This window comes from Robertmurraya siralis (assembly GCF_005502275.1).
In the GTDB taxonomy this organism is placed as follows: domain Bacteria; phylum Bacillota; class Bacilli; order Bacillales; family Cytobacillaceae; genus Robertmurraya; species Robertmurraya siralis.
Map to the genome: position 1 here is coordinate 72,832 of NZ_SWLZ01000007.1, position 26,347 is coordinate 99,178.

General features: G+C 38.5%; 27 protein-coding genes. 21 read left to right on the top strand and 6 right to left on the bottom strand.

All coding sequences use genetic code 11. The features are described 5' to 3' along the window. The first annotated feature begins 112 nt into the window (after positions 1-112). Positions 113-733, top strand: coding sequence for a 3'-5' exonuclease KapD (gene kapD / locus FCJ93_RS11055; RefSeq protein WP_137743690.1), 621 nt, complete (start codon positions 113-115; stop codon positions 731-733). Positions 734-795: 62 nt separating this feature from the next. Here kapD and FCJ93_RS11060 read toward each other — a convergent pair whose 3' ends face one another. After that, complete coding sequence (locus FCJ93_RS11060) at positions 796-1,176, bottom strand: kinase-associated lipoprotein B (RefSeq protein ID WP_095311260.1); 381 nt, start codon at positions 1,174-1,176, stop codon at positions 796-798. 122 nt (positions 1,177-1,298) lie between these two features. Here FCJ93_RS11060 and FCJ93_RS11065 point away from each other — a divergent pair, with 122 nt between their 5' ends. Continuing rightward, positions 1,299-2,000: a peptidylprolyl isomerase gene (locus FCJ93_RS11065; RefSeq protein WP_095311257.1), complete on the top strand. Its 702-nt coding sequence runs from the start codon at positions 1,299-1,301 to the stop codon at positions 1,998-2,000. A 126-nt stretch (positions 2,001-2,126) separates the two neighbouring features. Further along, the gene (locus tag FCJ93_RS11070) at positions 2,127-2,336 is read left to right on the top strand and encodes a hypothetical protein (RefSeq protein ID WP_095311255.1); all 210 of its coding nucleotides are present in this window, start codon (positions 2,127-2,129) and stop codon (positions 2,334-2,336) included. A gap of 79 nt (positions 2,337-2,415) precedes the next feature. Here FCJ93_RS11070 and FCJ93_RS11075 read toward each other — a convergent pair whose 3' ends face one another. Further along, the gene (locus FCJ93_RS11075; protein WP_137743691.1) at positions 2,416-3,585 is read right to left on the bottom strand and encodes a MalY/PatB family protein; all 1,170 of its coding nucleotides are present in this window, start codon (positions 3,583-3,585) and stop codon (positions 2,416-2,418) included. Between the two features lie 128 nt (positions 3,586-3,713). Here FCJ93_RS11075 and FCJ93_RS11080 point away from each other — a divergent pair, with 128 nt between their 5' ends. After that, positions 3,714-3,968, top strand: a complete 255-nt coding sequence (locus FCJ93_RS11080) for a DUF1871 family protein (protein WP_211344106.1) — start codon at positions 3,714-3,716, stop codon at positions 3,966-3,968. Positions 3,969-4,043: 75 nt separating this feature from the next. Here the strand turns inward: FCJ93_RS11080 and FCJ93_RS11085 are convergent, their stop codons facing one another. After that, the gene (locus tag FCJ93_RS11085; RefSeq protein ID WP_137743693.1) at positions 4,044-4,907 is read right to left on the bottom strand and encodes an alpha/beta fold hydrolase; all 864 of its coding nucleotides are present in this window, start codon (positions 4,905-4,907) and stop codon (positions 4,044-4,046) included. Positions 4,908-5,219: 312 nt separating this feature from the next. On the opposite strand from FCJ93_RS11085, the gene FCJ93_RS11090 reads away from it, so the two are divergent. Together FCJ93_RS11090 and FCJ93_RS11095 are read left to right on the top strand one after the other, a co-directional pair. Next, a complete protein-coding gene (locus FCJ93_RS11090; RefSeq protein ID WP_137743694.1) occupies positions 5,220-5,720 on the top strand; it encodes an Lrp/AsnC family transcriptional regulator in 501 nt (166 codons plus the stop codon). Next, positions 5,720-6,889, top strand: a complete 1,170-nt coding sequence (locus FCJ93_RS11095) for an aminotransferase (RefSeq protein WP_137743695.1) — start codon at positions 5,720-5,722, stop codon at positions 6,887-6,889. Before FCJ93_RS11090 ends, FCJ93_RS11095 begins: the two co-directional genes overlap by 1 nt. Before the next feature lie 241 nt (positions 6,890-7,130). Here FCJ93_RS11095 and FCJ93_RS11100 read toward each other — a convergent pair whose 3' ends face one another. Next, positions 7,131-7,679, bottom strand: a complete 549-nt coding sequence (locus FCJ93_RS11100) for a hypothetical protein (protein ID WP_137743696.1) — start codon at positions 7,677-7,679, stop codon at positions 7,131-7,133. A 111-nt stretch (positions 7,680-7,790) separates the two neighbouring features. On the opposite strand from FCJ93_RS11100, the gene FCJ93_RS11105 reads away from it, so the two are divergent. Continuing rightward, positions 7,791-8,384 (top strand): TetR/AcrR family transcriptional regulator, encoded by a 594-nt coding sequence (locus FCJ93_RS11105; protein ID WP_095311239.1) that lies wholly within the window; start codon positions 7,791-7,793, stop codon positions 8,382-8,384. 181 nt (positions 8,385-8,565) lie between these two features. Here FCJ93_RS11105 and FCJ93_RS11110 read toward each other — a convergent pair whose 3' ends face one another. Both FCJ93_RS11110 and FCJ93_RS11115 read right to left on the bottom strand, forming a co-directional pair. After that, positions 8,566-8,799 (bottom strand): helix-turn-helix domain-containing protein, encoded by a 234-nt coding sequence (locus FCJ93_RS11110; protein ID WP_095311238.1) that lies wholly within the window; start codon positions 8,797-8,799, stop codon positions 8,566-8,568. 166 nt (positions 8,800-8,965) lie between these two features. Further along, the gene (locus FCJ93_RS11115; protein WP_095311236.1) at positions 8,966-10,306 is read right to left on the bottom strand and encodes a sodium-dependent transporter; all 1,341 of its coding nucleotides are present in this window, start codon (positions 10,304-10,306) and stop codon (positions 8,966-8,968) included. A gap of 800 nt (positions 10,307-11,106) precedes the next feature. On the opposite strand from FCJ93_RS11115, the gene FCJ93_RS11120 reads away from it, so the two are divergent. From FCJ93_RS11120 to FCJ93_RS11185, 14 genes are all read left to right on the top strand, one after another. Next, positions 11,107-12,930 (top strand): polysaccharide biosynthesis protein, encoded by a 1,824-nt coding sequence (locus FCJ93_RS11120; RefSeq protein WP_137743697.1) that lies wholly within the window; start codon positions 11,107-11,109, stop codon positions 12,928-12,930. A 14-nt stretch (positions 12,931-12,944) separates the two neighbouring features. Continuing rightward, on the top strand, positions 12,945-13,115 hold the full coding sequence (locus tag FCJ93_RS25885; protein ID WP_170211288.1) for a hypothetical protein: 171 nt from the start codon (positions 12,945-12,947) through the stop codon (positions 13,113-13,115). A 349-nt stretch (positions 13,116-13,464) separates the two neighbouring features. Beyond that, positions 13,465-14,526, top strand: a complete 1,062-nt coding sequence (gene galE / locus FCJ93_RS11125) for a UDP-glucose 4-epimerase GalE (RefSeq protein WP_095311232.1) — start codon at positions 13,465-13,467, stop codon at positions 14,524-14,526. A gap of 81 nt (positions 14,527-14,607) precedes the next feature. Then, the gene (locus FCJ93_RS11130) at positions 14,608-15,213 is read left to right on the top strand and encodes a sugar transferase (protein WP_095311230.1); all 606 of its coding nucleotides are present in this window, start codon (positions 14,608-14,610) and stop codon (positions 15,211-15,213) included. 81 nt (positions 15,214-15,294) lie between these two features. Next, entirely contained in the window at positions 15,295-16,407 is a 1,113-nt protein-coding gene (locus FCJ93_RS11135; RefSeq protein WP_095311383.1) for a DegT/DnrJ/EryC1/StrS family aminotransferase, read from the top strand. A gap of 56 nt (positions 16,408-16,463) precedes the next feature. After that, complete coding sequence (locus FCJ93_RS11140; protein WP_095311228.1) at positions 16,464-16,799, top strand: helix-turn-helix domain-containing protein; 336 nt, start codon at positions 16,464-16,466, stop codon at positions 16,797-16,799. A gap of 63 nt (positions 16,800-16,862) precedes the next feature. Further along, positions 16,863-17,606 carry a YveK family protein gene (locus FCJ93_RS11145; protein WP_137743698.1) on the top strand — a complete coding sequence of 248 codons (744 nt, stop codon included), beginning with the start codon at positions 16,863-16,865 and terminating at the stop codon, positions 17,604-17,606. After that, positions 17,584-18,270 (top strand): CpsD/CapB family tyrosine-protein kinase, encoded by a 687-nt coding sequence (locus tag FCJ93_RS11150; RefSeq protein WP_211344110.1) that lies wholly within the window; start codon positions 17,584-17,586, stop codon positions 18,268-18,270. The genes FCJ93_RS11145 and FCJ93_RS11150 overlap by 23 nt, the downstream gene beginning before the upstream one ends. Before the next feature lie 26 nt (positions 18,271-18,296). Next, a complete protein-coding gene (locus tag FCJ93_RS11155; RefSeq protein ID WP_137743699.1) occupies positions 18,297-19,061 on the top strand; it encodes a tyrosine-protein phosphatase in 765 nt (254 codons plus the stop codon). Positions 19,062-19,112: 51 nt separating this feature from the next. Next, a complete protein-coding gene (locus FCJ93_RS11160) occupies positions 19,113-20,273 on the top strand; it encodes a glycosyltransferase family 4 protein (protein WP_095311220.1) in 1,161 nt (386 codons plus the stop codon). Between the two features lie 65 nt (positions 20,274-20,338). Then, positions 20,339-21,352 (top strand): glycosyltransferase, encoded by a 1,014-nt coding sequence (locus FCJ93_RS11165; RefSeq protein ID WP_170211289.1) that lies wholly within the window; start codon positions 20,339-20,341, stop codon positions 21,350-21,352. Further along, positions 21,345-22,433: a glycosyltransferase gene (locus tag FCJ93_RS11170; RefSeq protein ID WP_137743701.1), complete on the top strand. Its 1,089-nt coding sequence runs from the start codon at positions 21,345-21,347 to the stop codon at positions 22,431-22,433. The genes FCJ93_RS11165 and FCJ93_RS11170 overlap by 8 nt, the downstream gene beginning before the upstream one ends. Positions 22,434-23,913: 1,480 nt before the next feature. Beyond that, the gene (locus FCJ93_RS11180; protein WP_137743702.1) at positions 23,914-24,987 is read left to right on the top strand and encodes a glycosyltransferase; all 1,074 of its coding nucleotides are present in this window, start codon (positions 23,914-23,916) and stop codon (positions 24,985-24,987) included. Beyond that, on the top strand, positions 24,980-26,335 hold the full coding sequence (locus FCJ93_RS11185) for an O-antigen ligase family protein (protein ID WP_170211290.1): 1,356 nt from the start codon (positions 24,980-24,982) through the stop codon (positions 26,333-26,335). The genes FCJ93_RS11180 and FCJ93_RS11185 overlap by 8 nt, the downstream gene beginning before the upstream one ends. Positions 26,336-26,347 lie beyond the last annotated feature (12 nt).

Genomic DNA, 26,347 nt, shown 5'->3' on the forward strand with positions numbered 1-26,347 from the left:
GATAATAAAAATGTTATCGAAAAGAGTCTCCTTTTTACAGAAAAGTTAAAAAACTAGATTCGAAAAATGCTATAATAAAAAGATAATCATATGCGAAAGGGAGGGGAAATATGTGGTCGATCATCAATATTTGTTTATTGATTTTGAATTTACAATGCCTGAGCGCAGTGTAAAATATAAGGGATTTTATCCGGAAATTATCGAGGTGGGAATTGTAGCTGTTCGAGGCAACCAAGTATATGAAGAGTATTCTTCCTATGTTTTACCAGAGCGATTTCCAATTTTATCTGAACGGTGCAAGTCCTTTTTAGGTATTTCGCAAGAACAAGTCGACGCAGGAATTCCGTTTGCAGAATTAGTGAAGAAATTTGAAGACATTACCGCTGATATTAAAAAAAATACGATTGTTACCTGGGGAAATATGGACATGAAAGTTTTTCGCAATAGTTGTCAAAAAGGGAGCTATTCATTTCCATTGAAGGGACAAGAAATTGATTTATCGATGGAATATAAACGCTTCTTCGGCGATCAAAATCAAACAGGATTGTGGAAGGCAGTTGAGGAATACGGAAAAGAAGGGGTTGGAAAGCATCATAGAGCTTTGGATGACGCTCTTACAACCTATCATATTTTTAAATTAGTTGAAAAGGACAAGAGGTACTTAAAGAAGCATGAACCAACAACAATTGGTGACAGAGTTGATTTCTCAAAACTTTTTAATAATCTCGCATAATAAGCCAAATCACTTATAAAAGATTTGGCTTATAAACATTTGCTCCCTATAAGATGAGAAGTTTATTTGAAATAGTCCTTTTCAAGAGCTTCAAGATTTTTAATACTCTTTTGAGCCCATAAAGAATCTTCAGCTTTTAATTCCTCCTTCATCTTCATGACCGCTTCTTTTAAAGACGTAACATATTCTGGTATTTCTCCAGCATAAGGTTTGACCATTTTTATAGGTATATTGGCTTGCTCCCTATAGGCAAGCGCACGCCGTTCATGGAATAACGGCACGTCTATCTCCTTGCCTGAATGGATATCTCCCTGCATTGGGTGCTTAGCTACTGCTAATACCCTCACTAAATATTTATCCCCACGAATATCGGTGATTTCTCCAATATACTTCCCTGTTTTATAAAAGGCTGTCACGGAATCGCCAATTTTGAGTTCAGTCATATACTTGCTCCTTTCCAAATGGTTTAACAATGATTTATCATAATTATGACGGAATGAAGTCAATATCACAATATTTGTGCTAAAAGCATCAATAGATAGATATTTTGTATGGAGGGAATTCAATGAAGAAAGGGCATTATCTAGTTATTGTTCTAGTAGCCGTTCTCTTGTTTGGAACTTATTTTTATTTATTAAAAAGTGGGCAAGATGAAGGTGTTGAGAAAGAAAATGAAACTTTTCCACAGTTGACAACAGAGGTTCTTCCTGGAGAGCGTCTTGTGGAGCTGGAAACATCTATGGGGATAATTAAAATCAAGTTGTTCCCGGAACAGGCGCCAAAAACAGTAGAGAACTTTATCACTCATAGCGAAAATGGCTATTACGATGGCCTTACTTTTCATCGCATTTTGAATGATTTTATGATTCAAGGTGGAGATCCGCTTGGTACAGGCGCAGGTGGTGAAAGCATTTATGGTGAGTTTTTTGAAGATGAAATATCACCGCAGCTTTATAACTTGCGCGGTGCGTTATCGATGGCCAATATGGGGGTGAAAAATACGAATTCAAGTCAGTTTTTCATTGTTCAACGCAAACATGTTGATGAGAATCAAGTAAAAGATTTGGAAAAAGCAAACTATCCACAGAAAATAATAGAAGCGTATAAGGCAAATGGGGGCACACCTTGGTTAGATCAGGCACATACTGTGTTTGGACAGGTAATTGAAGGAATGGATGTGGTTGATAAAATAGCATCTGTACCTGTTGACTCTCAAGGGAAACCTAATGAGGACGTCTTAATTAAGAAAATAACCGTTTTACAATAGTGGAACAGCACTTAAAGGCAACTTATTGTGAATTAAGCTGAAATAATGGTGTGGCCGGAACCGAACTGCTATAATATTTGAATGGAAGAGGATGGTTGAAAAACTGGATCAGAGAGGAAGAATGTCATGTTTGACTGGACGATTTTATCGCTCTTTTTATATTTTCCTGAGGATAAAACAGAGTATATCCCGGCGGCGATCACATCTGTCATTTTTCTTATTGCTGCTATACTGACGATGCGGTTTATCATGAAAAAGTCGAAACAAGAAGAGGAAAAAACGAAAGCTCTTGAGGAGAAGATGCTTCAGTATTCGCAAGAAGAAAAGAAAGAATGAGGGATAAAAGGAAGCCAACCTCAGCATTGAGGAGCAGCTTCCTTTTATGGTGCTTTATATTGAGACCTTTTATCTCAATTTAAGTGAAGGCAGTTTTCAAACGTTTCAGTCCTTCAACTAGGGTGTCGTGTGTACAAGCTATGTTCATTCGCACGAAGCCTTCTCCGCCATGTCCATATTTTGGTCCAGGCTCAAGTCCGAGTTTTCCTTTTTTGATGAGGCGTTCTTTCAGTTCTTCGTCTGACAGACCAAGCTTGCGACAATCGATCCAAAGTAGGTAAGTTCCATCAGGCTGCATCACAGTAAGATTTGGTAATTCGTTCTCAATGAAGCTCGTTGCTGTTGCTACGTTTTTCTGCAAATAAACTAGAAGCTCCTCTAACCAAACATCACCATATTTATAAGCAGCCTCCATTGCGATAATCCCAAAAGTATTTAAACTGAAAAATCCAAGCTTATTTTGCACATCTTTAAAGAGGCTGCGGATTTCTTTGTTTGGAATAATTGCAGCCGAAGCTTGCAAACCGGCTAAATTAAACGTTTTGCTTGGTGCAATACAAGTAATAATCTGCTCTTTGTACCTCTCATCTAATGAGGCAATTGGTAGATGCCTATTCGGTTTGAACATAAGATCAGAATGGATTTCATCGGATAAAATATAACAGTTATATTGAATGCAAAGCTCTGCTATTCTTGTTAATTCATCCCTATTCCATGCGCGTCCACTCGGATTATGGGGATTACAAAGCAGAAACAGCTTTACACCTTCCTTGAGCTTTTCCTCAAAATCGGCAAAATCAATTTCATAGCGATTGTTTTTCCATTTCAAAGGAGAATTGACGACAATTCGTTCATTTTTTTCAATCATATTGAAAAAAGGTGTATAGACCGGAGATTGAAGCATAACTTTATCGCCACGATCCGTAAGTGCTTGAATAGCCATTCCGATCGATGGAACAACGCCTGGGCTATAAAGAATCGCTGAATGGTCAATTTCCCAATCATGACGTTTTTTTACCCATGCTTGAATAGTTTGTGAGACGCTGTCAGGAACATAGGTATAGCCATAAATTCCATGGTCTATTCTATTTTTTAAGGCCTCGGTGACCTCAAGTGGTGGTTCAAAGTCCATATCAGCTACCCACATTGGTAGAACTTCTTCTGTTCCGAAAACAACTCGATTCATTCCCCATTTAACAGAGGCTGTGTTAAGGCGATCAATTTTCTTATGAAAGTCATAAATTCCCATTGCGGCACCCCGTTTCAATAAATATTAAGTTCATTATCCTTATGATAGAATATTAACCGTAAAATAGAAACTAATTGAGATTGTCTCTTTAAAACAAATACAAATTATTTTAGGTGATTGAATTGGAAATGATAGAAACAAACATAAAGCTCGTTAAAATTTTGAAGGATTGGGATCCATTTGGTTATGGTGAAGAGTCATATGATCCGGAAATTGCTGATTCGATTGCCGCGGTTCATGCTCTTAATGATGAAGAGATGCTTGCTGAAAAAATCCAAGCAATTTATGAGTTTTCCTTTGAGGAGCTAATTCCGCTCGAACAATGTCAAAAAATCGCTCGAGCCTTGCTTACTATTAAGAATGAGGGAGCTTGTTCCATTTAGAGGTGTCTCAATCGACACCTCTAAACCAGCCCTTGTTTGTGGGAATTTCCCCCTGAGCAAAAAGTTCAACAAAGGTCAGTGAAGTTCATTTGCTTTAATCGTTGCATCTTCATCATTCACAATAAAATTCCTGATATGTAGAAAAACTTCTTCTGGCCGTTCTTCAGGAACTAAGTGACCAGTTTCCTCGAATACAATTAAATTAGAATGCTTTAAATCGTGATGAAGTCGTTTACCGATCTGAAGCGGGACGACTTTGTCCTGCTCACCCCAAATTAATAAGCATGGAGTATTAATTTGATGGAGTTTTTCCTTGGGGAGATCACCTTCCCGATGACGAATTAACCGCGTCAGCCCTTTAAAAATATCATCCGCTAAAAATGGCCGCATATACCCATGGAACATTTCTTCATCAATTAAAGATTGATTGTAGACGACATTTTGGAGATTCTTCAATACGCCAGAGCGGGCTAAATGTCTTTTGACAATTAAATGAAAGAATGGCAAATAACTTGCTAAAATTAAGGATTGCTTTGAACGTTCTAAATATCCTGAACTGCAGAGCAGTACCGCTCTTTTGACGAGATCAGGCTGCAAATAGGCAATGTTTAAAGAAATTTGGCCACCCATGGAATGACCGATAACGACAAATTCTTTTACTCCCAATTTTTGTGTAAGTTCAATGATCGATTTAGCCATATTCTCATATGAATAAATAAATTGTGTTGATTTTCCACTATTTCCAAAGGGAGGAAGATCGACAGAAACGACATTATACTCTTCTTTTAGCAATGGAATTAATCGGCGGAAGCTAAAAGAGGAAGATAAGAATCCATGTATTAAAACAAGCGTAATCGTTGAGGCTTCGTTTTTATAGTATTCATAGTAGAGGTCATTTCCATTAATTTGCTGATGACCTTTATAATGAGGGCTCTCCAACTGAAACTTCCTCCTTCCAATTTAAAGGTCGTGCTTCCATTCTGCTGCAATAGTGCTTAAATATCAAAATAACGCTGATGATTTTTGCTCATTTTATGGGAAAACTAGGTCAGTTTGTTCAAGGTTCCTTATAGATCGAACGTGCAACAACGTTATATGGCAGACCTTTTTCCCCATTGCTCAATCTGAAATTGATCAACTTATGGATATTTTGCTATAATTTAGTTATTTTATGACGTTTGTATTTAATTTTTATTAATTTGAGTACGAATGTAAATTGCTAGCTATTTTGATATTAAAGGTGGGTCATGGATGAAGCTAACTGAAAAAGAATTAGAGATCGTAGAAATTCTTGAACAAGATGCTCGAACAAAAGTTGTTGATATCGCTAAAATGGTAAACATCAGTGTAAATGAAGCAGAGGCATTAATCAAGAAATTAGAGGAGAACAATGTGATCGTCCAGTATTCTTCTATTGTTGATTGGTCAAAAATATCTGGACATGAAGGTGTTACAGCGATGATCGATGTCAAGGTTACTCCGAAACGTGGGGTAGGCTTCGATGAAATAGCAGAAAGGATTTATCGTTTTAAAGAAGTAAAAGCTTTGTATTTGATGTCTGGAGCGTATGATTTATCAGTTATTGTTGAAGGAAAATCGATGAATGAAGTAGCAAACTTTGTTTCTCAAAAATTGTCCACATTAGATTCAGTGCTTTCTACCACCACTCATTTTATTTTAAAAAAATATAAGCATGACGGCACCATTTTTGAAAAGGGCGAAAAAGATAAACGAATTGTGGTGTCACCTTAATGAAACAAACAAAAACATATTTATCAAAAACTGTGGAAGAACTAAAACCTTCTGGAATCCGCCGTTTTTTCGATCTTGCAGCGGGAATGGAAGGCGTTATTTCTCTTGGTGTTGGAGAACCTGACTTTGTAACATCATGGTCTGTCAGAGAAGCGGCCATTCTTTCTCTCGAACAAGGCTATACATCGTATACAGCAAATGCAGGCTTGCTTGAATTAAGAGAAGAAATCGCTGCCTATATGGAGAACAGCTTTGGCCTCCAGTACTCGGCAAGCAATGAAATGATTGTGACGGTGGGTGCCAGTCAGGCGCTAGATATAGCATTGAGAGCAGTGGTAGATCCGGGAGATGAGGTCATTGTCATTGAACCAAGCTTTGTTTCCTATATCCCACTTGTCAATTTGGCCGGTGGCAAAGGTGTTGCTGTACAGACGAAAAAGGAAAATGATTTTAAGGTTACACCAGCAGAGTTAGAGGAAGTAATCACGCATCGGACGAAGGCCATCATTCTTTGTTCTCCTAATAATCCTACTGGCACTATGCTTAATGAGCAGGATCTTGAGGCAATTGCTACCGTGGCGAAGAATCATGATTTAGTGATCATTTCTGACGAGATTTACGCTGAGCTTTCATATGATGAAAAATTTGTCAGCTTTGCCGCAATTGAAGAGATGAGAGAGAGAACGATCTTGATTTCTGGTTTCTCGAAAGGATTTGCAATGACGGGGTGGCGTTTAGGCTTCGTTTGTGCACCAAAGGAATTGACCGAGGCAATGCTAAAAATTCATCAATATGCGATGATGTGTGCACCGACAATGGCTCAATTTGCCGCAATTGAAGCGTTAAAGCATGGCAATGAAGATGTAAACGGGATGAGAAAAAGCTACCGAAGAAGAAGAAATTATTTTGTGCAGTCATTAAATGAGATTGGTCTTGAATGCCATACGCCTGGAGGAGCATTTTATGCATTTCCATCTATCGAACGCACAGGGCTAACGTCAGAACAGTTTGCTGAAAGATTATTAGTGGAGGAAAAAGTAGCTGTTGTTCCCGGAAATGTATTTGGTCAAAGCGGTGAGGGGCATATACGTTGTTCCTATGCGTCTTCAATGGAACAATTGCAGGAGTCCATTAAAAGAATGAAGCGTTTTTTAGAGAGACAATTTTAAATTTTTTAGAGATGCTGTCATGTCAGCGTCTCTTTTTTTGTCGGTTTTTGGCGTTTCGCCGATATATTTGAAAAAACGCCGATATAATCCGATTTTCGCCGATATATTTAAATAATCGCCGATATATCCAAAAGCATTGGATTTAGCGCCTCAGGTTTAAAACTAAATGGGGGAATAAAAAGGCGAAGCTCTCCCAAGTGTGTATCAAAATACTTTTGGGACAGCTTCGTTAAATGGTTTGTTACGCTGATGGAGCCTTTTCTTTTGTAGGCCAAATAAAATTTGAAATTGCAATGAGAAGATCTACAACTAAAACGATCGACCAGATTTGGATAATCCCATTGAACGCTTCTGTTTTTGAAGGAGTATCTATCCAAAAGATCAATCCTACTAATAAGCCGGCCCCAATGAGATAGGCGATTAAATGTTTGACCCAGCCTCTTATATAATGCTTAGCATAATCGATTCCGTATCGTTTCTTCGGTTTTTCCCCCTGTTTTGTTACGTAATATTGAAAGCGTTGATCTGCCCATTCAATCATACTTTTACCAAATGCAATGGAGACCCCAATATAAACAGCAGCAATACCATGTGCCGTGGACGCGACTGCACCCCGATATAAATCAATGCCTGCTGTAATCAACAATATTAAATCAATTAGTGGGGTAAGAGCCAAAAAAAACATCCCTAATCGTTTTAGCTTAAAAATATAACGTGCTACTAATCCAAGAATAATGACAATCCAAAATGCGATCTCACAAAAAACGATCATCCAACCAACAGTACTCAAATAGGTCACTCCTTTATAATACATTTGTATTATTTAAAACAAAGTATAGCATCATAATTAAAATAATACAATCGTATTATAAAAGTGATTTTTTTTTGATACAATAGAGTTATGCCAAAAATAGTTGATCACGAATTAAGAAAAAAGCAAATTGCCGAAGCCTCATGGAGAGTCATTCAAGAACAGGGAATGGAAGGGGCGACAGTTAGGAATATAGCAAAAGAGGCTGGTCTCTCATTAGGTGCTTTACGTCATTATTTTTCTACTCAAGATGAGTTGCTAGAATTTGCTATGAATCTTGTCATTGAAAGAGTTACAAAACGAATTAAAAAAATAGCCCTGAAAGAATTACCTCCAAAAGAAAAAGTCTTACAAATCCTGCTTGAGATTGTCCCAACAGATACTGAATCGATGGCGGAAATGGAAGTATGGTTTTCTTTTATTGCTTATGCAAGATATAAAAAAGAAGGTTTTGATGCACAGCAGGATGGAATTTATGATGGGATTCGCAACTTAATCCTCTATCTGGACCAAGAGAAGATATTGCGGAAAAATCTTAATAAAGAAATTGAAATGGAAAGATTATATTCGTTATTAGACGGTACTGCTATGCATGCGTTGCTGGAACCAAAGAGGTTGGGAAAAGACAAGATCTATGAGTTATTTGTTTATCATTTAGATTCGCTCTGTGTTGATGAAGTCTAAAAAACGAGAGAACAGACCAAATTTTCGGCCTGTTCTTTGTTTGATTTTTTTGTTGAAATCAATTATCAGCTCATCCCCTAAGTTTGCAAAAAAAGGATGAGCCAATAATCACATTATGAAGCATGCTTATTTCAAGCTGCTAATAGAAGGTGAGAGAGCTTCGCCAAAAAAAGAAATGGTATTATACTTGCTCGAACATTGTACCATTCATTTCATCATTATTTTGTAGTAGTTCTGCTGCTGGTACGTCCAGCACAGTTGAGATTTTCAAAAGTGTCGCTTTTGTAGGAATGTGCTGCCCAGTTTCATATTTTTCAATTCTGGATGTACCAACACGAATTTTAACTGCGAGCTCCTCTTGGGACATATTGGCCCTTTCCCGGTATAGCTTAATGTTATCACCGATGGAACCCATATTTTCACCATCCTTTCCATGACACTTCTATCTATTTATAGTGTACCATGCCAAAGGTTGGTCGACTGTTTTCTTTCGTGAATAATTCTTTACATATTAGTTATGTTATATGATTCTGTTGATTTTTGGCTTATGGCTATCAATTTAGTTGGCAGCCATCTATTCTTTAAAAGATTCCGATTGAATTCAAGAAGACAAAAATGATGCCGACAGGGACAATGTAACGAATGGTGAAGTACCAAATATCGAAGAGGGTACCTAATCCGTTTGTGCCGAGATTGAGCTCTTCTTTGACCATTTGTCTCGGCATGCGATAACCGATGAATAAAGAGATAAAGAAGGCACCAAGCGGTAAGCTAATGTTACTGACGAGAAAATCGGCGAAATCAAAAATATTTTTATTAAAAATGCTTATATCAGCTAGGCTGCCAAAAGAAAGTGCACTCGGTACGCCAACAATAAAGATAAGAATACCAGCAAGCCATGTTGCTTTTTTTCTTTTGCCAATTTCATTTTTAACACTTGCTGCCACGACAATCTCAAGGATTGAAAAAGCAGATGTTAAGGTCGCGAACAGCAATAAAATTAAGAAAATCGTTAAGATTAATCCGCCATATGCGATCTTGTTAAAGACAGCTGGAAGAACGACGAAAACAAGCCCTGGTCCTTCACCAGGCTCAAATCCAAGAGCAAATACCGCTGGGAAGATAACCAGTCCGGCTAATAATGAAATCAAAATATTTAATCCGACAACGGAAAATGCTGACTTCATCATATTTTCCGTTTTTGCTAAGTAGGAAGCATATGTGACCATAACAGATATCCCTACGCTTAAAGCAAAAAAGGATTGACCTAAAGCAAGGAGAAATGTCTCCCCAGTAACACTGCTAAAGTCCGGCTTTAATAAGAAAGAGACTCCCTCCAATGCTCCTTCCAAGGTGATGGAGCGGATCGCAAGAACGATAAAAAGGATGAACAATGCTGGCATCAAATATTTATTAGCTTTTTCAATTCCTTTTTGAATGCCACCTTGAACGACCCAAATTGTAATGAGAAGAAAGATAAATTGGGCAATGATGACTTCGGTTGTATTTCCAATTGTATGGTTAAAAAGGTCGACATATCCGGTTGGCGATAATCCAGAAAATGCTCCCGTTATACTTCTCCATAAGTAAGATAAAATCCATCCTCCAACAACACTATAAAAGGATAATAAAATAATGGAAGCGACTACTCCTAAGTATCCGAGTAATTGCCAGGCCGAACCGGGAGCAAGTTGACGATAGGAGCTGACCGCATCTTTTTGTGTACTTCTGCCGATGACAAATTCCGCAATTAAAATGGGCGTTCCAATCAATACGGTAAAAACAATAAAAATTAGGAAAAACACGGCGCCTCCATTAGTTCCCGCTACATATGGGAATTTCCAAATTGCTCCTAGTCCAATTGCAGACCCAGCGGCAGCTAAAATAAATCCTAGCTTTGATGTCCATTGTTCCTGTTTCATGTTAGACAAATCTCCTTCAATCAATTCATATTTTTCCATGTTACTATGAATTGTCGAAAAAGGGTAGTTTAAAAAAATACATTTCGTGTATATTATGTGATTTTTGCTATTTTGCCGAATTTTTACCTTCTCCTCCCTCTGGGAAGTTAAAGTTTTATTAAAGAATGGGAGAAAATCACAAAAAACACTTGTATCGTTCCTTATAAAGGTGTTATAGTTCTTTATATAGAATTTATTCGTTATAAAGAATCGGCCAATGCTGATTTTATTAGGTATTTTTAGGGGAATAACTAATTTTTCCGTGTGCGATTTTTTTACTTTTATCGTTCTTTATAAAGAACTATTTCGGATTCGGCGATGTCTTCTTGCCAATATCAATGAAGGCACTCGATCATGCTGTGGGTTGGATCAACCTTAGACGCAAGTCGTCGATAGTGTGATGTGAGGGTGGGTTAGATGCCCAATCTGTTTTGATTTAGGAATTTATAAATTTTATTTGTTCATTTTAATGAGTATATCTAGTTTTTTGCAAGCAGCCAAAGACTAACAAAAATCGGTATTTGCATTTTTACAACCTTCGATAAGGAAAGAACAGACCCTTGATCGTTTGAACAGCAAGAAGGAAACAACTTTGAATAATCATCGCAGGAATAAACTTTAATTGTTCCGAAGGCGCCCCGCGCTTTTGTTCTTTGGTTGTGAATGATCGAAGTGGCTGATGTGACCGATTGCAAACTTCTTTCCGTATGCAAGCGGTTAAATTTGTTTAACATGGCCATTTTTGAGAAAGGGGTATAGGAGTGGAATATCGAAAAAGATTGTCGGTTTTTTTCTTTACTGACTCTATTATTGTCATCACAGCGTTTTTAATAGGAAGTCATTTAGTTGATTCGAATCTTAATGATAGATCGGCAACATTTTTGCTAAGTATAGGTATTTTACTTATTTGCCATCATTTCTTTAGCTATTTATACAAACTTTATAAAAAAGCGTGGATGTATGCGAGCATTGGTGAATTAATGATCGTCTTTAAAACGATCACAAATACATTTCTATTTGTTTCCTGTTTACAGTTTATTATGTTCCAAACGATCGATTATCGATTGCTGGTTGTTACCTGGATGCTCCATATGCTGTTGATTGGTGGTTCACGATTTTGTTGGAGGATCATCAGTAATTCTCATAAACAGGAGGTGGATGATAAAAAACGCACTCTTATTGTTGGAGCTGGCTCTGCAGGAACAATGGTGGCCAGACAATTGCTAAATAATCATTATTGTGAGTTGAAGCCAGTCGCATTTATAGATGACGATGAAAAAAAACACCAGCTTGATATACTAGGAATTCCAGTATTGGGTGGTAGGGAAATAATTGAGAAAGCAGTGAAAAATTTGGCGATAGAAACGATTGTGATTGCGATCCCTTCACTCGGAAAAAAGGAACTTAATAAAATTGTTCAGGCATGTGTGAATACGGGAAAAAAGACGCAAACGATTCCGAAATTAGAAGACATCATGACTGGGAAAGTATCAGTCAATCATTTTAGAGATGTTCAAGTAGAAGATTTATTAGGAAGAGAGCCTGTACAATTAGATACGGAAAAAATATCTGAATTTATTAAGGGGAAAATTGTCTTAATCACCGGTGCTGGAGGCTCAATTGGTTCCGAAATTTGCCGCCAAATTTGCAAATTCACTCCCAAAAAGCTGATTTTACTTGGACATGGTGAAAATAGCATTTACACAATTTTGCTGGAATTGAAGGAAATGTATAGGTATAAAGAGATAGAGTTCGTGGCGGAAATTGCAGATATTCAAGACGGGGATAAAATGCTGACGATTATGAGTAAGCATCACCCGAATGTAGTCTATCATGCAGCTGCACATAAACATGTTCCATTAATGGAAAGTAATCCCGAAGAAGCTGTGAAGAACAATATCATTGGAACATTGAATGTAGCGAATGCAGCAAAATGGAGCCATGTTGATGAATTTGTCATGATCTCAACAGACAAAGCTGTTAATCCAACAAGCGTAATGGGGGCAAGTAAGCGTCTCGCAGAAATTCTTATTCAAAACCTTAATTTGGAAAGTGAGACAAAATTTGTCGCTGTTCGATTTGGAAATGTCTTAGGAAGTAGAGGAAGTGTCATTCCCCTATTTAAAAGGCAAATCCAGCAAGGGGGACCTGTGACCGTAACGCATCCAGAAATGGTCCGCTATTTTATGACGATTCCAGAAGCGTCTAGGTTGGTTATTCAGGCTGGTGCATTGGCAAATGGTGGCGAAATCTTTGTGTTAGATATGGGAGAACCAGTGAAAATTGTCGAATTGGCGATGAACTTAATTAGGCTATCGGGAAACTCAGTGGAAGAAATAGGGATTGAATTCACAGGAATGAGGCCTGGGGAGAAATTATATGAAGAATTACTAAATCCAAACGAATATAACGAGATTCAAGTATTTCCAAAGATCTATACGGGGAAAACAACTAATTACAATGTTGAGGAGATTATACAACTCATTAATGAATATCCGCTATTAGATGAACCTACATTAAAGGAACGATTGCTGGAGCTGAGTAATAAGCAAGAAAATAGCAGTAAAAGATTAGCAGTATTATAGATAGGTGACCGAGGATGAGATTTAGAAAAACGATTATTCCAGCTGCAGGGCTTGGTCCGAAATTTTTGCGAGCGTCAAAATTCCAGCCGAATGGGAAGCTTCCAATTGTCGAAAACCAACGCCAATATATCGCTGAGGAAGAGGATATGATTATTGTCACAGGACGTGGAAAACGAGCTACCTGAGGATCATTTTGCTAAATCGCATGAACTGGAAGAAACACTGCTAAAAAAATATTAATATGACATGCTTTTCTAATATGGCGAATCTCAACTATATTAGAAAAAAGGAAGCGAACGGATTAGGAGATGCCCATTACTGCGCTTGCCGATTTAATGGTGTAAAAACAAAAAGTACTGAACCTGAGTTGATTCTTAACTGGAATTAGACTGGGCAAAGTACTTTTTGTTTTTAAGGGATGGAAATTTCCGTTTGTGTGCAGCGAGTTTCAGCTATCTTAAATCGAACTTTAATTGTTCCGAACGCGCCGCTAGCGCTTTAATTCTTATTCATTAATTTGGAGGTGAAAAGCAATTGGCCATTCTTGTAACAGGTGGAGCCGGCTATATAGGAAGCCATACATGTGTTGAGCTTTTGAATGAAGGGTACGATGTCATTGTCATCGATAACTTTGCCAATAGTCATTTTGCAGCCCTTGAAAGGATTCATATGATTACGGGCAAGAACATTAAACTATATACGGCGGATTTAACAGTTCAACATCAAGTAGAAGCTGTGTTTATGGAGAATGAAATCGATGCTGTTATCCATTTTGCCGGTTTAAAAGCAGTGGGAGATTCTGTTAAGGTTCCTCTGCGCTATTATGAGAACAATGTGACGGGGACGATCATCCTTTGTAATTTGATGAAAAAATATCATGTGAAAAAGATGGTATTCAGTTCATCAGCTACAGTATACGGTGCTCCAGATACAGTTCCCATTAAGGAAAACTCCAAACTGAAGCCAACTAACCCGTACGGGCGGACGAAAATGGTGATTGAGGGAATTTTACAGGATTTATGTAGTTCAGACGAAGAATGGAGCATTTCTATTTTACGCTATTTTAATCCGATAGGAGCTCATGAAAGTGGCTTAATTGGTGAAGCTCCGAATGGTATTCCCAATAATATCATGCCGGCCATCTCACAAGTGGCAGTAGGAAAATTACCTTATTTACAGGTTTTTGGGAATCAATATCCTACGGTGGATGGGACTGGTGTACGTGATTACATACATGTCGTCGATTTGGCTAAAGGGCATCTTAAGGCGTTGGCGCAAACGATTAAAGATAATGGGATTGAAGCATACAATTTAGGCACGGGTAAGGGATTCAGTGTGCTCGAGTTGGTATTCGCTTTTCAATCGGTTTCAGGAGTGGAAATTCCTTATCAAGTCGTTGAACCTAGACCAGGGGACATAGCGATCTGTTATGCAGATCCGAATAAGGCTAAACAAAATTTACATTGGTCTGCTGAGAGGGGAATAAGAGAAATGTGTGAAGATGCCTGGAGATGGCAGTCGAATAACCCAGGGGGGTATTCAATTTTCAATGAATTGGAGCCATTGACCTTCTTACCATATGTTTATGAAAAATAGCCAAGAAAGGCATGATAGTTTGCGAATATCACTTTTGCTAAAGCTAGAAAGAAATGTAGAAGAAATAATGGAAGTGAAATGATGAAAAGAATAGTAGATTTATCGATAGCTTTACCGCTAGTGATCGTTGCTGCTCCACTGATGCTAGTGATCTCGCTTATTATTAGATGGAAGTTAGGGACGCCCATTCTTTTTAAGCAGCAAAGACCCGGTTTAAATGGAAAACCGTTTCAACTCTATAAATTTCGTTCAATGACTAATGAAAATGACCAGAATGGCCAGTTACTGCCTGATCAACAAAGGATTACGCCGTTTGGCATGTTTCTCAGAAAGTATAGCCTTGATGAACTGCCACAGCTATTCAATGTGATAAAAGGTGAGGTAAGTCTTGTTGGCCCGAGACCATTGCTAATGGAGTATCTCCCTTTGTACTCTGAGAGACAGGCAAAAAGACATTTGGTCAAACCGGGGATAACAGGGTGGGCCCAAGTTAATGGCAGAAATGCGATCACTTGGGAAGAAAAATTTGAACTTGATGTCTGGTATGTGGAAAACCGTAGCTTTTTCCTGGATATGCGCATTTTATTACTGACATTGTTAAAAGTTATTTCCACAGAAAATGTAAGCCTTGATGAAATAGACTTCGAAGGGAGCGCTGATAAGGAAATATCAACGAAGTCAATGTAAGAAAAGAAATTATAAGTAAAGGGAGGATTCACTTTGCCAAAAGCAAAGGTAGGAAAAAGAATTCATTTATCTCCACCCCATATGAGCGGAGAAGAATGGAAATATATCAGTGAAGCGTTCCAAAGCAATTGGGTTGCGCCATTAGGAAAAAATGTAGATGAATTTGAAAACGAAATAGCGGCGTACATTGGAGTAAAGGGAGCAGTTGCAGTAAGTTCAGGGACTGCTGCGCTTCATCTGGCTCTTTCCTTATTACATGTAAAAGCCGGGGATACGGTGTTCTGTTCGAGCTTAACCTTTGTTGCATCAGCAAATCCGATTTTATATCAAGGAGCGACGCCTATTTTTATCGATTCTGAGCCAGAAACGTGGAATATGTCGCCTCAGGCTTTAGAACAAGCTTTACTTGAAGCCTCTCGCGAAGGAAAGCTGCCAAAGGCTGTGATCATTGTCCATATTTATGGGCAATCAGCAAGGATGGAGGAGTTGACAGCGATTTGCTCCAAATACGGAGTTCCGATTATCGAAGATGCTGCAGAATCATTAGGTGCATCTTATAAAGGAAAAATGAGTGGCAGCTTTGGTGAATTTGCGATTTTTTCCTTTAATGGCAACAAAATTATCACGACCTCAGGAGGAGGCATGCTTGTATCCAACAATGTTGAGGCATTAGAAAAGGCGCGATTTTTGGCAACTCAAGCAAGAGAGCCTGCCAGCCACTATCAGCATAAGGAAATGGGCTACAATTATCGATTGAGTAATGTATTAGCAGGAATCGGCAGGGGACAAATGGAGGTATTGGAGAAGCGTATACAAAAGAAGCGAGAAATTTTTGCAAAGTACAAACAGGAGCTTAGCCAACTTCCAGAAATCCGATTTATGCCAGAGTTAGAAAACACATGTTCAAATCGCTGGCTAACAGTTTGCTTAATTGAGCAAAATGCAATTGAAAAAAACAGGGATCACCTCCTTAAAGTGTTAACGAATGAAAATATAGAAGCAAGGCCGGTGTGGAAACCGCTCCATATGCAACCCCTTTTTAGTAGAAACAGATTTTATCCTCATGTTCAAGATCATGTCATTTCAGAGCAATTATTTTTAAACGGACTTTGCTTGCCTTCGGGAACAAGTATGACTTTAGAGGAGCAAATGAGAGTCATTAATTGTATAAAGAATGAATGCTCCGGCATTTAGTTTGAAGAATTGCTGATCTACTTTTTAAATTAAATTTATCTTAAAGAGGTAAAAATATGATCGGAAAAAATATCGCAAAAATAAGGAAAAAAAGAGGTTATAACCTGTCTGAGTTAGCTGAATTGTCGAATATCTCGAAGTCATACTTGAGCAATATTGAACGCAATATTAATAATAACCCCTCTGTAGAAGTACTGCAGAGAATCGCCAAAGTCTTAAATGTGGATTTTATGATGTTAATAGAACCTGATTTAAATATAGAGTCGCATTTATATAGAGAACAAGAGTGGAGCGCTCTCCTTAAGGAGCTAAAGGAACTGGGGATTGAAAAGAATGATATTCGTGAATATCAAACCCTAGTCGAATTTATTAAATGGCAAAATAGCAGATGACGTTCCTCTAAATTAATCAAGGAGGTAAGACTAGACTGTTTGTCTACTAAATTGGAGGTTACAATGGAGAATTCAATTAGTATGAAGGAGCTTCTTGGAATATGGATAAAACGCTGGAAATTGATTGTCATTCTGACTTTTTTAATGGGAGTAGTGAGCGGAACTGTAACTTATTTTTTGCTCACTCCGAAATATGAAGCATCAACACAAATTCTGGTCAATCAGAAGGATACAATGGCCCAATTTGATCCGTCGCAAATGCGAGGGAATGTGGAATTAATTAATACGTACAGTGTAATTATTAAAAGCCCCGTTATTTTGGAGAAAGTGATTGAAAAGCTAAAACTTAGTCAAAATGTAGAAGAGTTAAATCGAAATATTGTTGTAAACAGCGAAGCGGAGTCACAAGTATTTTCCATCACTGTTTCTGATAGTAAACCAGAACGAGCTGTGAAAATAGTGAATACGATTTCAGACACATTTCAACAAGATATAAAAAGCATTATGAATGTGGATAATGTAAATATTTTGGCGAAGGCAGAATTAAAGGAAGACCCGATTCCAGTTAGTCCTAAGCCACTTATTAATATTGCGATCGGAATCATTTTTGGCATGATGGTGGGAGTAGGTTTAGCTCTCCTCATTGAATATTTGGACAATTCTTTGGAAAGTGTTGATGAAATTGAGGCCTATTTGGGGCTGCCTGTGCTTGGCTCGATTCAGAAAATACCGAAGAAAAAGGGGCGGCCAAGAGCTAAATCTAAAAGAACGGGAGTTGATATTATTGAGCCGCAAGTCAAGGGTTAGGGAAAAAAAGAGCGGGATTCCGTTAGTTGCCTATAATTACCCTAGAGAAGTTATTTCTGAGCAATATCGATTAATCAGAACGAACATTTTGTTTGCATCAGTAGATGAAGAAGTAAAATCGATTATGATTACCTCTTCTGAACCAGGGGATGGGAAATCAACTACTGCGGCGAATTTAGCCATTGTCCTCGCGCAGCAAGGAAAAAAAGTATTGCTTGTAGATGCAGATTTAAGGAAGCCTAGCATCCACTATTCTTTCCAATTGAGCAATATATTCGGCTTGACAAGCATATTAACGAAGGATATTGACATTGATGGTGCAGTTTCAAATTCCTATATCGGAAATCTTCAAATATTAAATAGCGGCCCGATCCCACCCAATCCGTCAGAACTATTAAATTCTAAAGCAATGGAAAATTTAATGAAGGAATTAAATACTTTTTATGATTATGTAATCTATGATACGCCCCCATTGCTGGTAGTCGCAGATCCGCAAATTATTGCCAACAGGTGTGACGGAACCGTTTTGGTGATTGCAAGTGGCAAAACGCAAAAAGACCGGGCCTTGAAAGCGAAGGAGCTATTAGTGAAAGCAAAATCAAAAATTTTAGGAGTTGTCGTTAATGGCGTGGAATCGATGAAGGATGAGTATTATGGCCGATAGCCAAAGAAACGGGGAGGCATTCATCAGTGATAGATTTACATTGTCATATTATTCCGGATGTTGATGATGGTCCATCACATATCTCACAGTTTTTAGAAATGGCTCGCATTGCTGTGGAGCAGGGAGTGACTCATCTATTTGCAACTCCCCATCATTTAAATGGAAGCTATGAAAATCCTAAAAATAAAATCTTGCAAATGACACGTCAATATTCCAATTATCTGATCGAAGAGAAGATTCCATTGGTGTTGCATCCAGGGCAAGAATTGGGAGTTCATCGTGAGATTTTTCAAACTATTGAAGCAGATGAAATGTTAACACTTGATAATCAGGGAAAATATGTATTACTGGAGCTACCTAGCACGAATGTACCCAATTATCTTCATGAAGTGGTATATGAATTAAGGTTACGGGGGATAACGCCTATTATTCCACACCCCGAACGAAATGTAAAAATTGTGGAAGAGCCGGAATTACTGTACGATTTGCTTTCAGATGGGGCATTAACGCAATTAACTGCTGGAAGTATTATTGGACAGTTCGGGAAAAAAATAAAGCTCTTCTCGGAAAAATTAATCGAGCATCAATGGACTCATTTTATAGCATCGGATGCCCATAATACGCACTCACGAGGCTTTTTTCTCCAGCAAGCGTTTGAAGCGATAACAAAAAAATTCGGCGTGGATGCGATTTTTTATTACAAGGAAAATGCAGAACTGCTTTTACGTGGACAAAATATTGTAGCCGAAGAAGCGAAACCGATGCGAAGAAAACTTTTTGGCTTTATTTAGCGGAATTTTGGTGGAAAATCTACGTTAATCAATCAAGGAGAAATAAATGAAATGAGGAAAATTTTATTCACGGCCACGATAGATGAGCATATATGGTCTTTTCATCTCCCTTATCTTAAATGGTTTAAAGAAAATGGGTTTGAAGTTCATATTGCTAGCAGCGGCAAAACAACCATTCCCTTTTGCGACCAAAAGTTTCATATTCCTTTTCAGCGCTCTCCTTTTAATTGGTCAAATTGGCAAGCGTATAAACAATTAAAAAAGCTTATACACTCTCAGCATTATTCGCTTATCCATTGCCATACACCGATGGGGGGTGCGTTAACAAGATGGGCGGCAAAGGAAAAAAGAAAGGAAGGGACAGCAGTTGTCTATACAGCGCACGGGTTCCATTTTTACAAAGGAGCACCGTGGATGAACTGGGCGATCTATTATCCTGTTGAAAAATGGCTTTCCCGATATACAGATTGTTTGGTTACGATTAATAGCGAGGACTATGTACAAGGGCAAAGATTTTTTGCGAATCAGGTGAGATTGGTAAATGGTGTAGGCCTTGACTTAAAAAAATTTACTCCGCCGACAAAGACGCAAAAAAGTCAGTTGAGAGCGCAATATCATTACTCGGAAAACGACTTTATCTTAATATTTGTGGCGGAGCTTAATGAAAATAAACAGCAAGATCTTTTAATACGGATGATCGATAAATTAAAAGATAAAATTCCCACAATCAAGCTTCTGCTTGTAGGAGACGGGTTACTGCGAGAAAAATATCGAATGCTTGTTGAAAAACATGGGCTTAGGCAGCATGTTTTTTTTCTTGGCTACCGAAGTGATATCGCCGAGCTTCTCTCGCTTTCAGATGTTGCCCTTTCATCTTCAAAAAGAGAAGGACTGCCTGTGAATATCATGGAAGCCATGGCAGTAGGGCTCCCGGTTGTAGCAACGGATTGCCGTGGTAACCGGGATTTAGTGAAGGATGGAGAGACCGGTTTTTTAATGGCTGTCGATGATGTTGAGCAATGTTCTTCCTATGTTGAAGAGCTCTATCACGCTCCTCTTCTTCGAAAAGAAATGGGCGACAAAGGAATGCAGTACATGAAGAAGTATTCTTTGCAAGCAGTTGAGAAAGAAATGGCTTCACTCTATGTCGCTTTGCTGCAAATGGATAGGGAACAGACTCCAGCAATCTTCGGAGAGGTGATTAATAAATAATGCGAGTACTGCATTTACTTTCAAGTAATAGTTTTTCTGGCGCAGAAAATGTGGTGTGCCAGATTATGAGATTGTTTAAGGGAGAGATTGATATGGTCTATTGTTCTCCCGATGGTCCGATTAGGGCGACACTTCAACAGAAGAAGATGAAATACATCCCACTCGAGCGTCTAACTATTGGGAGATTAAAAAAGGTCATTGACGAATACAAGCCAGATATGATTCACGCTCATGATGTTAGAGCGAGTGTCATTGCTTCTCAGTTTTCAAGAAGGGTGATGGTTATATCCCATCTCCACTGTAGATTTGCCGAAATGTCCAAAATTACAGTGAAGTCGCTCTTGTATCAGCTTTGTTTACCGAAATTTAATCATGTTTTTACCGTTTCCAATAGTATTCGAACAGAGTATGTCTTTTCAAAAGCTTTAGGGCATAAATCATCTGTTTTATACAATGCGGTTGATGAAAAAGGCATTAAAGAAATGGCTGAGCATGAGAAAATTGCTGGTTATGATGGTGTTTTTTTAGGAAGGTTTTCTTGGCAGAAGAATCCGCAAAGGCTGATTAAAATAATTGGAGAAATTGTAAAAAAGCTCCCTGATGCTCGATTTGTCCTAATTGGAAAAGGGAATCTATTAGGGGAAGCGAAGGCATTGGCTGAGGAATTGCATATTCAGGATAATATTACTTTTACCGGATGTTTGTCAAATCCCTTTCCGTATTTGCGAGCATCACGGTTTATGCTGATGACCTCCCGTTTAGAAGGAACACCGATGTGTATTTTAGAGGCGATGACATTGGGGCTCCCGGTTGTTTCTACCGGAGTGGACGGCATAAAGGAATTGATACAAAACGGAGTTGATGGCTTTTATTCAGATGAGGACGCTGAACTGGTCGAGTATGCTTGTCAACTTATTGTAAACGATCGCTTGCGCCATCGTCTTTCGCAAAATGCACTGGAAAAATCCCACGCTATTAATGATTTGGTTGATTATAAGAAAAAACTTCGGACAGTGTATCAGTCTCAAGCCTTTTTAGCTGAAAAAGAAAGAGAAAGTATGGTGAGACCGCTTGACTAAAATCAATCTCTCCATTGTGATTCCATCCTTGCAAACTGGCGGGGCAGAAAACATGGCTTTTCAGGTGGCAAAAGCGATTAATAAAGACCGCTTCAATTTACAATTTATCTGTCTCTATTCAAGCACCGGAACGACGTTTGAACAGGAGCTTCAGCGGATTGGAGTGAAGATTGTTTTTCTTGAAAAAGGACTTGGGCTCAATTTACTCACGTTTAGAAAAATGTGGAGGGCATTAGAAGAGCATCAAACTGAAATTGTTCATAGCCATCTTGGTGCTTGCTTGTACGCTGCTCCCTGGACATTGATTCGCGGCAAGAAATTGCTCCATACTGTTCACAACCTTCCCGTTAAGGAGCTGCCAGCCCTTCATAGAGTGGTCTTAAGAGGGATGTTTAAATTGAAAAAAGCCATTCCTGTTTCTATTTCAGATACGATTAGACAAGAAATAAGTCGTTTTTACAGCCTTCATGAGACAGCGATTCCGCTTGTTTATAATCCTGTTGATCTTCGCCTTTTTAAGAAAAAAGAGAAGAGGCAAGAAGACGATACCATTAAGTTTGTATGTGTAGCAAGGTTGGAGCCGCAAAAAAATCATAAAATGCTGTTAAAAGCTTTTGCAATTGTTCAAAGTGAAATGGAAAATACAAGATTAGTATTGGCTGGTGAAGGAACGCTAATGAATCAGCTAAAGCTGCTTTCTGAACAATTAAAAATTAGTGAACGAGTCGATTTTTTAGGCAATGTTGAAAATATCCCAGAGCTTATGAAAGCATCGGATATTTTTGTATTGGCTTCATCGTATGAAGGACTGCCGCTGACAATTCTAGAAGCAATGGGGGCGCGCCTTCCTGTTATCGCAACGCGTGTTGGTGGTGTTCCAGACATTGTGAGAGACAATGGTGTATTAATTGATCCAGATCAGCCTCATAAATTTGCTGAAGCTATGCTGAAGCTAGCAAAGCATAAAAAATTAAGAGAAATGATGGGAGAACAAGGGTTTTTGATGTCTTCCCAATATGATATCGAATCGATCTCCCTTGAATATGAGCAATTATATATTGCGTATCGTTCATCATCTTGAAAGATTGCTCCTTTTTCAAGTATCTGCATGTGAGTGAGAAACGATTTTGCGAAGCGAAAAAAGAGTTTAATATGAAGAGATAGTGTCAAAAGTTCTACGAAAACGACTTAGATGTTTAGGTTCCTTATTAGGTGGAAAGGCCACGCAATCGCTCTTGACAAACACGCCAATGGTTTGTGTGTGGGGGAACAAGGGTGAAGGGGACAAAAGAAGACATACCAAATCGCCCTTGGCTATTTCCATTTTAAACCATTGGCTAGCTCGGTCTGTCAAGAGTTCGCTGACGCCGATTGCTGAACAGCTCAAAAATTTAAGGGCTCTGCTAGTGAGGCAGCCTCTGTTGGGTAATCCATTGTTGAGCGAACCCAATGAGTTTAGTCGATCGGGCTGGCATCGTTGGCAAGGCTGATAACTCTGGATGAACAACAGGTACTTTTCCTTTTAGGGATGCATGGGGACGTAGGAAGCAAAAGCAATGCAAAGCGTGTCCTCATAGAGGGTTCATGAGGACAAAGAAAGCTGAAAAAAAGCAAAGTGTGTCCTCATAGAGGGTTCATGAGGACAAAGAAAGCCAAAAAAGAGTAGCCCGTGTCCTCATAAAAGGTTCATGAGGACAAAGAAGGCCGAAAATAAACAAAGTTTGTCCTCATAGAGTGTTCATGAGGACAAAGAACGCTGAAAAAAAAACAAAGTGTGTCCCCATAGAGGGTTCATGAGGACAAAGAAGGCCAAAAAAAGCAAAGTTTGTCCTCATAGGGGGTTCATGAGGACAAAGAAAGTCAAAAAAGAGCAAAGCGTGTCCTCATAGAGGGCTCATGAGGACACAGAATGTTAAAAAAAAGCAAAATGTGTCCTCATAGGGGGTTCATGGGGACAAAGAACGCTGAAAAAAAACAAAGTGTGTCCTCATAAAGGGTTCATGGGGACAAAGAAGGCCAAAAAAAAACAAAGCGTGTCCTCATAAAGGGTTCATGGGGACAAAGAAAGCCAAAAAAAAACAAAGTGTGTCCTCATAAAGGGTTCATGAGGACAAAGAAAGCTGAAAAAAAGCAAAGTGTGTCCCCATAGAGGGTTCATGAGGACAAAGAAAGCCAAAAAGAAGCAAAGCGTGTCCTCATAGAGGGTTCATGAGGACAAAGAACGCTGAAAATAAACAAAGCGTGTCTTCATAAAGGGTTCATGAGGACAGAGAACGCCAAAAAAGAGCAAAGCATGTCCTCATAGGGGTTTTATGAGGACGAAGAAAGCCAAAAAAAAGCAAAGTGTGTCCTTATAGGGGTTTTATGAGGACGAAGAAAGCCAAAAAAAAGCAAAGTGTGTCCTCATAGAGGGTTCATGAGGACAAAGAAAGCTGAAAATAAACAAAGCGTGTCCTCATAGAGGGTTCATGAGGACAAAGAACGCTGAAAAAAAAACAAAGTGTGTCCCCATAGAGGGTTCATGAGGACAAATACGTATGAAGAGGGAGGGTAGATTATAGATGAGAAAACGAAAAGTAGCTATAGTTGTGCCATCATTCGTTATTGGTGGTGCAGAGAAGATGGTATATCAGCTTGCGGCAGCATTAGATAGAAACGAATTTGTGCTTAAGCTAATTTCATTAAGCCCGCCTCAGTACACGTTTTTTGAAGAAGAATTGCAGAAACAAGGGCTCGATCTCGTATTTTTAAACAACCGTGGCAAATTGAGTTTAAAGACTGTTGCTCTGGTTTGGAGGGAGTTGAGTAAGTTTAAAGCGGATATCGTACATACTCATTTACATGCTTTCCTTTATGTTTTTCCCTGGGTTTGCACCCATTCAGCATCCATGCTGCAGACGATTCACAGCACGCCAAAAGTCGAGTTTTCTTCCAAGCTCATTTTTTTGATGGAGCGTCTTTATAAGTTGAAAAAAGCCATTCCAGTAGCTATTTCGAGCACAATTAGGAAGGAGGCATCTGAGCTATACAAGCTTCCTTTAGATGAGGTTGAATTAGTTTACAATCCTGTTCAACTTGTAAAATATCGAGAAACTAGCTTTAGCAACGAAGCAATTACTTATATTAATGTAGCAAGATTAGAACCTATTAAAAATCATAAGCTCTTGCTGCAGGCCTTTTCCATCATAAATAGAGAGTTGCCGCAAGCTTCATTGATTTTGGTTGGAGATGGGAAGGAGAAAAAGACGTTAGAAGAAAATGCTGTTGAACTAGGAATAAAAGATAAGGTGGTTTTTACTGGAAATGTGTCTAATGTGGAGGATTATTTGGCCCGTTCAGATATCTTTGTGCTTACTTCTATTTATGAAGGTTTGCCTTTAGCAATTTTAGAAGCAATGGCAAGTGGTCTTCCGATTATCGCAACGAATGTTGGCGGGATTGCAGACGTAATAAAGGGCAATGGTTTATTAGTAGAGAGCGGGGATCTGCTTGCCTTAAGTGATGGGATGTTAGAACTGGCGAGAGATAAGGAGAAAAGAGTGCAAATGTCGAAATGCTCAAAGGAAAACGTCAAAGCTTATGATGTGGCGATTGTGGCACAGAAGTACGGGGAGTTATACAAGAAATATGGATAATGTCATGACCGTTAATAGGGAAAAAGCCTTCCAGCAGAAGCGTTGGTCGAATGTATTCGGGAACGAAAACAAATATTTCGTCTTCTTTGCTGCCCTGATTTTTTTGACTGTACTCCTCCGCGATTATTTTGATGTACCAATTCATAAATATGTACTTTTAATGATTGTGGTAGTTGCTTTTATTTATTTGAGCGAGAGCTTTCTCATTGCCTACTTTGCTTTTCTTATTCCGTTCTTGCCAGGCTTACCAGGAAATTATATTGTGGCAGCTGCTATTTTCTTTCTTATATTGAAGCAAGGGAAAATTGTGCTTAATGGGTATATGTTCGCTGCCTATGCCTTTCTTCTTTTGCAACTTTTTCATCTTTTTTTGTATCAATCTTCTATTGGTGGCTTTGTCAAATTCAGTCTTTATATTATTTTAATAGCGCTCGTTTTGTTGAAAAAAGAAAAAAATGAGCGTCCGACGCTCGTATTATTATCTTTTGGAATGGGTGTTATCGCGGCCTTTACGATCATCCTTTTAAATACATTGAAATATATGCCCTTAAGCCTGCTTATTAAAAATGGCATCAGATTGGGGAATATTGCAACAGTGAATGCACAGTTCGATGTTACGGATATTACGTTAACATTAGATCAAAATACACTCGGCTATTTCTGTGCGATTGCACTTTCCCTTTTTCTCGTCTTATTGTTCTCAAAAAAGTTATCGCCTCCTTGGGCAGTTGTATGTATTGTTATTGCCTTTATTTATGGGAGTTTAACCCTTTCCAGAACGTTTATTGTCATTAGCGTCGGTGTGATTGCCTATTATTTCTTAATGAATTTGCGGATTAGCAAAAATTCTATTTTGGCCTCAACTTCTCTTGCTGCTTCAATCATGTCCATTTTCATTGTCATTCAAACGTTTTTTCCAACAACGTTTCAGTTTATTATCAAACGTTTTCAGGAGGCTGATCTTACAAACGGTCGGGCGGAGATTTGGAATCAATATCAAGAATTTATGCTGGCAAAATTAGATCGCCTTATTTTTGGCATCGGTATTCAGGAGATGCATGTAAAGGCAGGATTCTTCCATGTGCCACATAACGGATTTCAACAAATATTTGTTGCGGGAGGAATTGTCGGATTCCTCTTATTTATGATCTTCTTATTCGGACTCTATCGTTGTAATAAGGCCCGTTATAAGGATGGAAATGAGAGGATCTATTTATTGCCGATTATTACTTTGTTTGTTTATATTCAAGCATTACAATTCCTTTCTCCACATATTATGATGCTTCCGTTAATCGTTGTCTTTTGCGCACTGCGAATATCCGACGGAGCCGATTTAAAAAGGCATTAAGGGAAAATTTTT

What these genes read in the sequence shown, in the direction of transcription:
- FCJ93_RS11060 (WP_095311260.1), bottom strand. Translation starts at nt 1,176, where the DNA reads ATGACTGAACTCAAAATTGGCGATTCCGTGACAGCCTTTTATAAAACA.
- FCJ93_RS11065 (WP_095311257.1), top strand. Translation starts at nt 1,299, where the DNA reads ATGAAGAAAGGGCATTATCTAGTTATTGTTCTAGTAGCCGTTCTCTTG.
- FCJ93_RS11070 (WP_095311255.1), top strand. Translation starts at nt 2,127, where the DNA reads ATGTTTGACTGGACGATTTTATCGCTCTTTTTATATTTTCCTGAGGAT.
- FCJ93_RS11075 (WP_137743691.1), bottom strand. Translation starts at nt 3,585, where the DNA reads ATGGGAATTTATGACTTTCATAAGAAAATTGATCGCCTTAACACAGCC.
- FCJ93_RS11080 (WP_211344106.1), top strand. Translation starts at nt 3,714, where the DNA reads ATGATAGAAACAAACATAAAGCTCGTTAAAATTTTGAAGGATTGGGAT.
- FCJ93_RS11090 (WP_137743694.1), top strand. Translation starts at nt 5,220, where the DNA reads ATGAAGCTAACTGAAAAAGAATTAGAGATCGTAGAAATTCTTGAACAA.
- FCJ93_RS11095 (WP_137743695.1), top strand. Translation starts at nt 5,720, where the DNA reads ATGAAACAAACAAAAACATATTTATCAAAAACTGTGGAAGAACTAAAA.
- FCJ93_RS11105 (WP_095311239.1), top strand. Translation starts at nt 7,791, where the DNA reads ATGCCAAAAATAGTTGATCACGAATTAAGAAAAAAGCAAATTGCCGAA.
- FCJ93_RS11110 (WP_095311238.1), bottom strand. Translation starts at nt 8,799, where the DNA reads ATGGGTTCCATCGGTGATAACATTAAGCTATACCGGGAAAGGGCCAAT.
- FCJ93_RS11115 (WP_095311236.1), bottom strand. Translation starts at nt 10,306, where the DNA reads ATGAAACAGGAACAATGGACATCAAAGCTAGGATTTATTTTAGCTGCC.
- FCJ93_RS25885 (WP_170211288.1), top strand. Translation starts at nt 12,945, where the DNA reads ATGAGATTTAGAAAAACGATTATTCCAGCTGCAGGGCTTGGTCCGAAA.
- FCJ93_RS11130 (WP_095311230.1), top strand. Translation starts at nt 14,608, where the DNA reads ATGAAAAGAATAGTAGATTTATCGATAGCTTTACCGCTAGTGATCGTT.
- FCJ93_RS11135 (WP_095311383.1), top strand. Translation starts at nt 15,295, where the DNA reads ATGAGCGGAGAAGAATGGAAATATATCAGTGAAGCGTTCCAAAGCAAT.
- FCJ93_RS11140 (WP_095311228.1), top strand. Translation starts at nt 16,464, where the DNA reads ATGATCGGAAAAAATATCGCAAAAATAAGGAAAAAAAGAGGTTATAAC.
- FCJ93_RS11145 (WP_137743698.1), top strand. Translation starts at nt 16,863, where the DNA reads ATGGAGAATTCAATTAGTATGAAGGAGCTTCTTGGAATATGGATAAAA.
- FCJ93_RS11160 (WP_095311220.1), top strand. Translation starts at nt 19,113, where the DNA reads ATGAGGAAAATTTTATTCACGGCCACGATAGATGAGCATATATGGTCT.
- FCJ93_RS11165 (WP_170211289.1), top strand. Translation starts at nt 20,339, where the DNA reads ATGAGATTGTTTAAGGGAGAGATTGATATGGTCTATTGTTCTCCCGAT.
- FCJ93_RS11180 (WP_137743702.1), top strand. Translation starts at nt 23,914, where the DNA reads ATGAGAAAACGAAAAGTAGCTATAGTTGTGCCATCATTCGTTATTGGT.
- FCJ93_RS11185 (WP_170211290.1), top strand. Translation starts at nt 24,980, where the DNA reads ATGGATAATGTCATGACCGTTAATAGGGAAAAAGCCTTCCAGCAGAAG.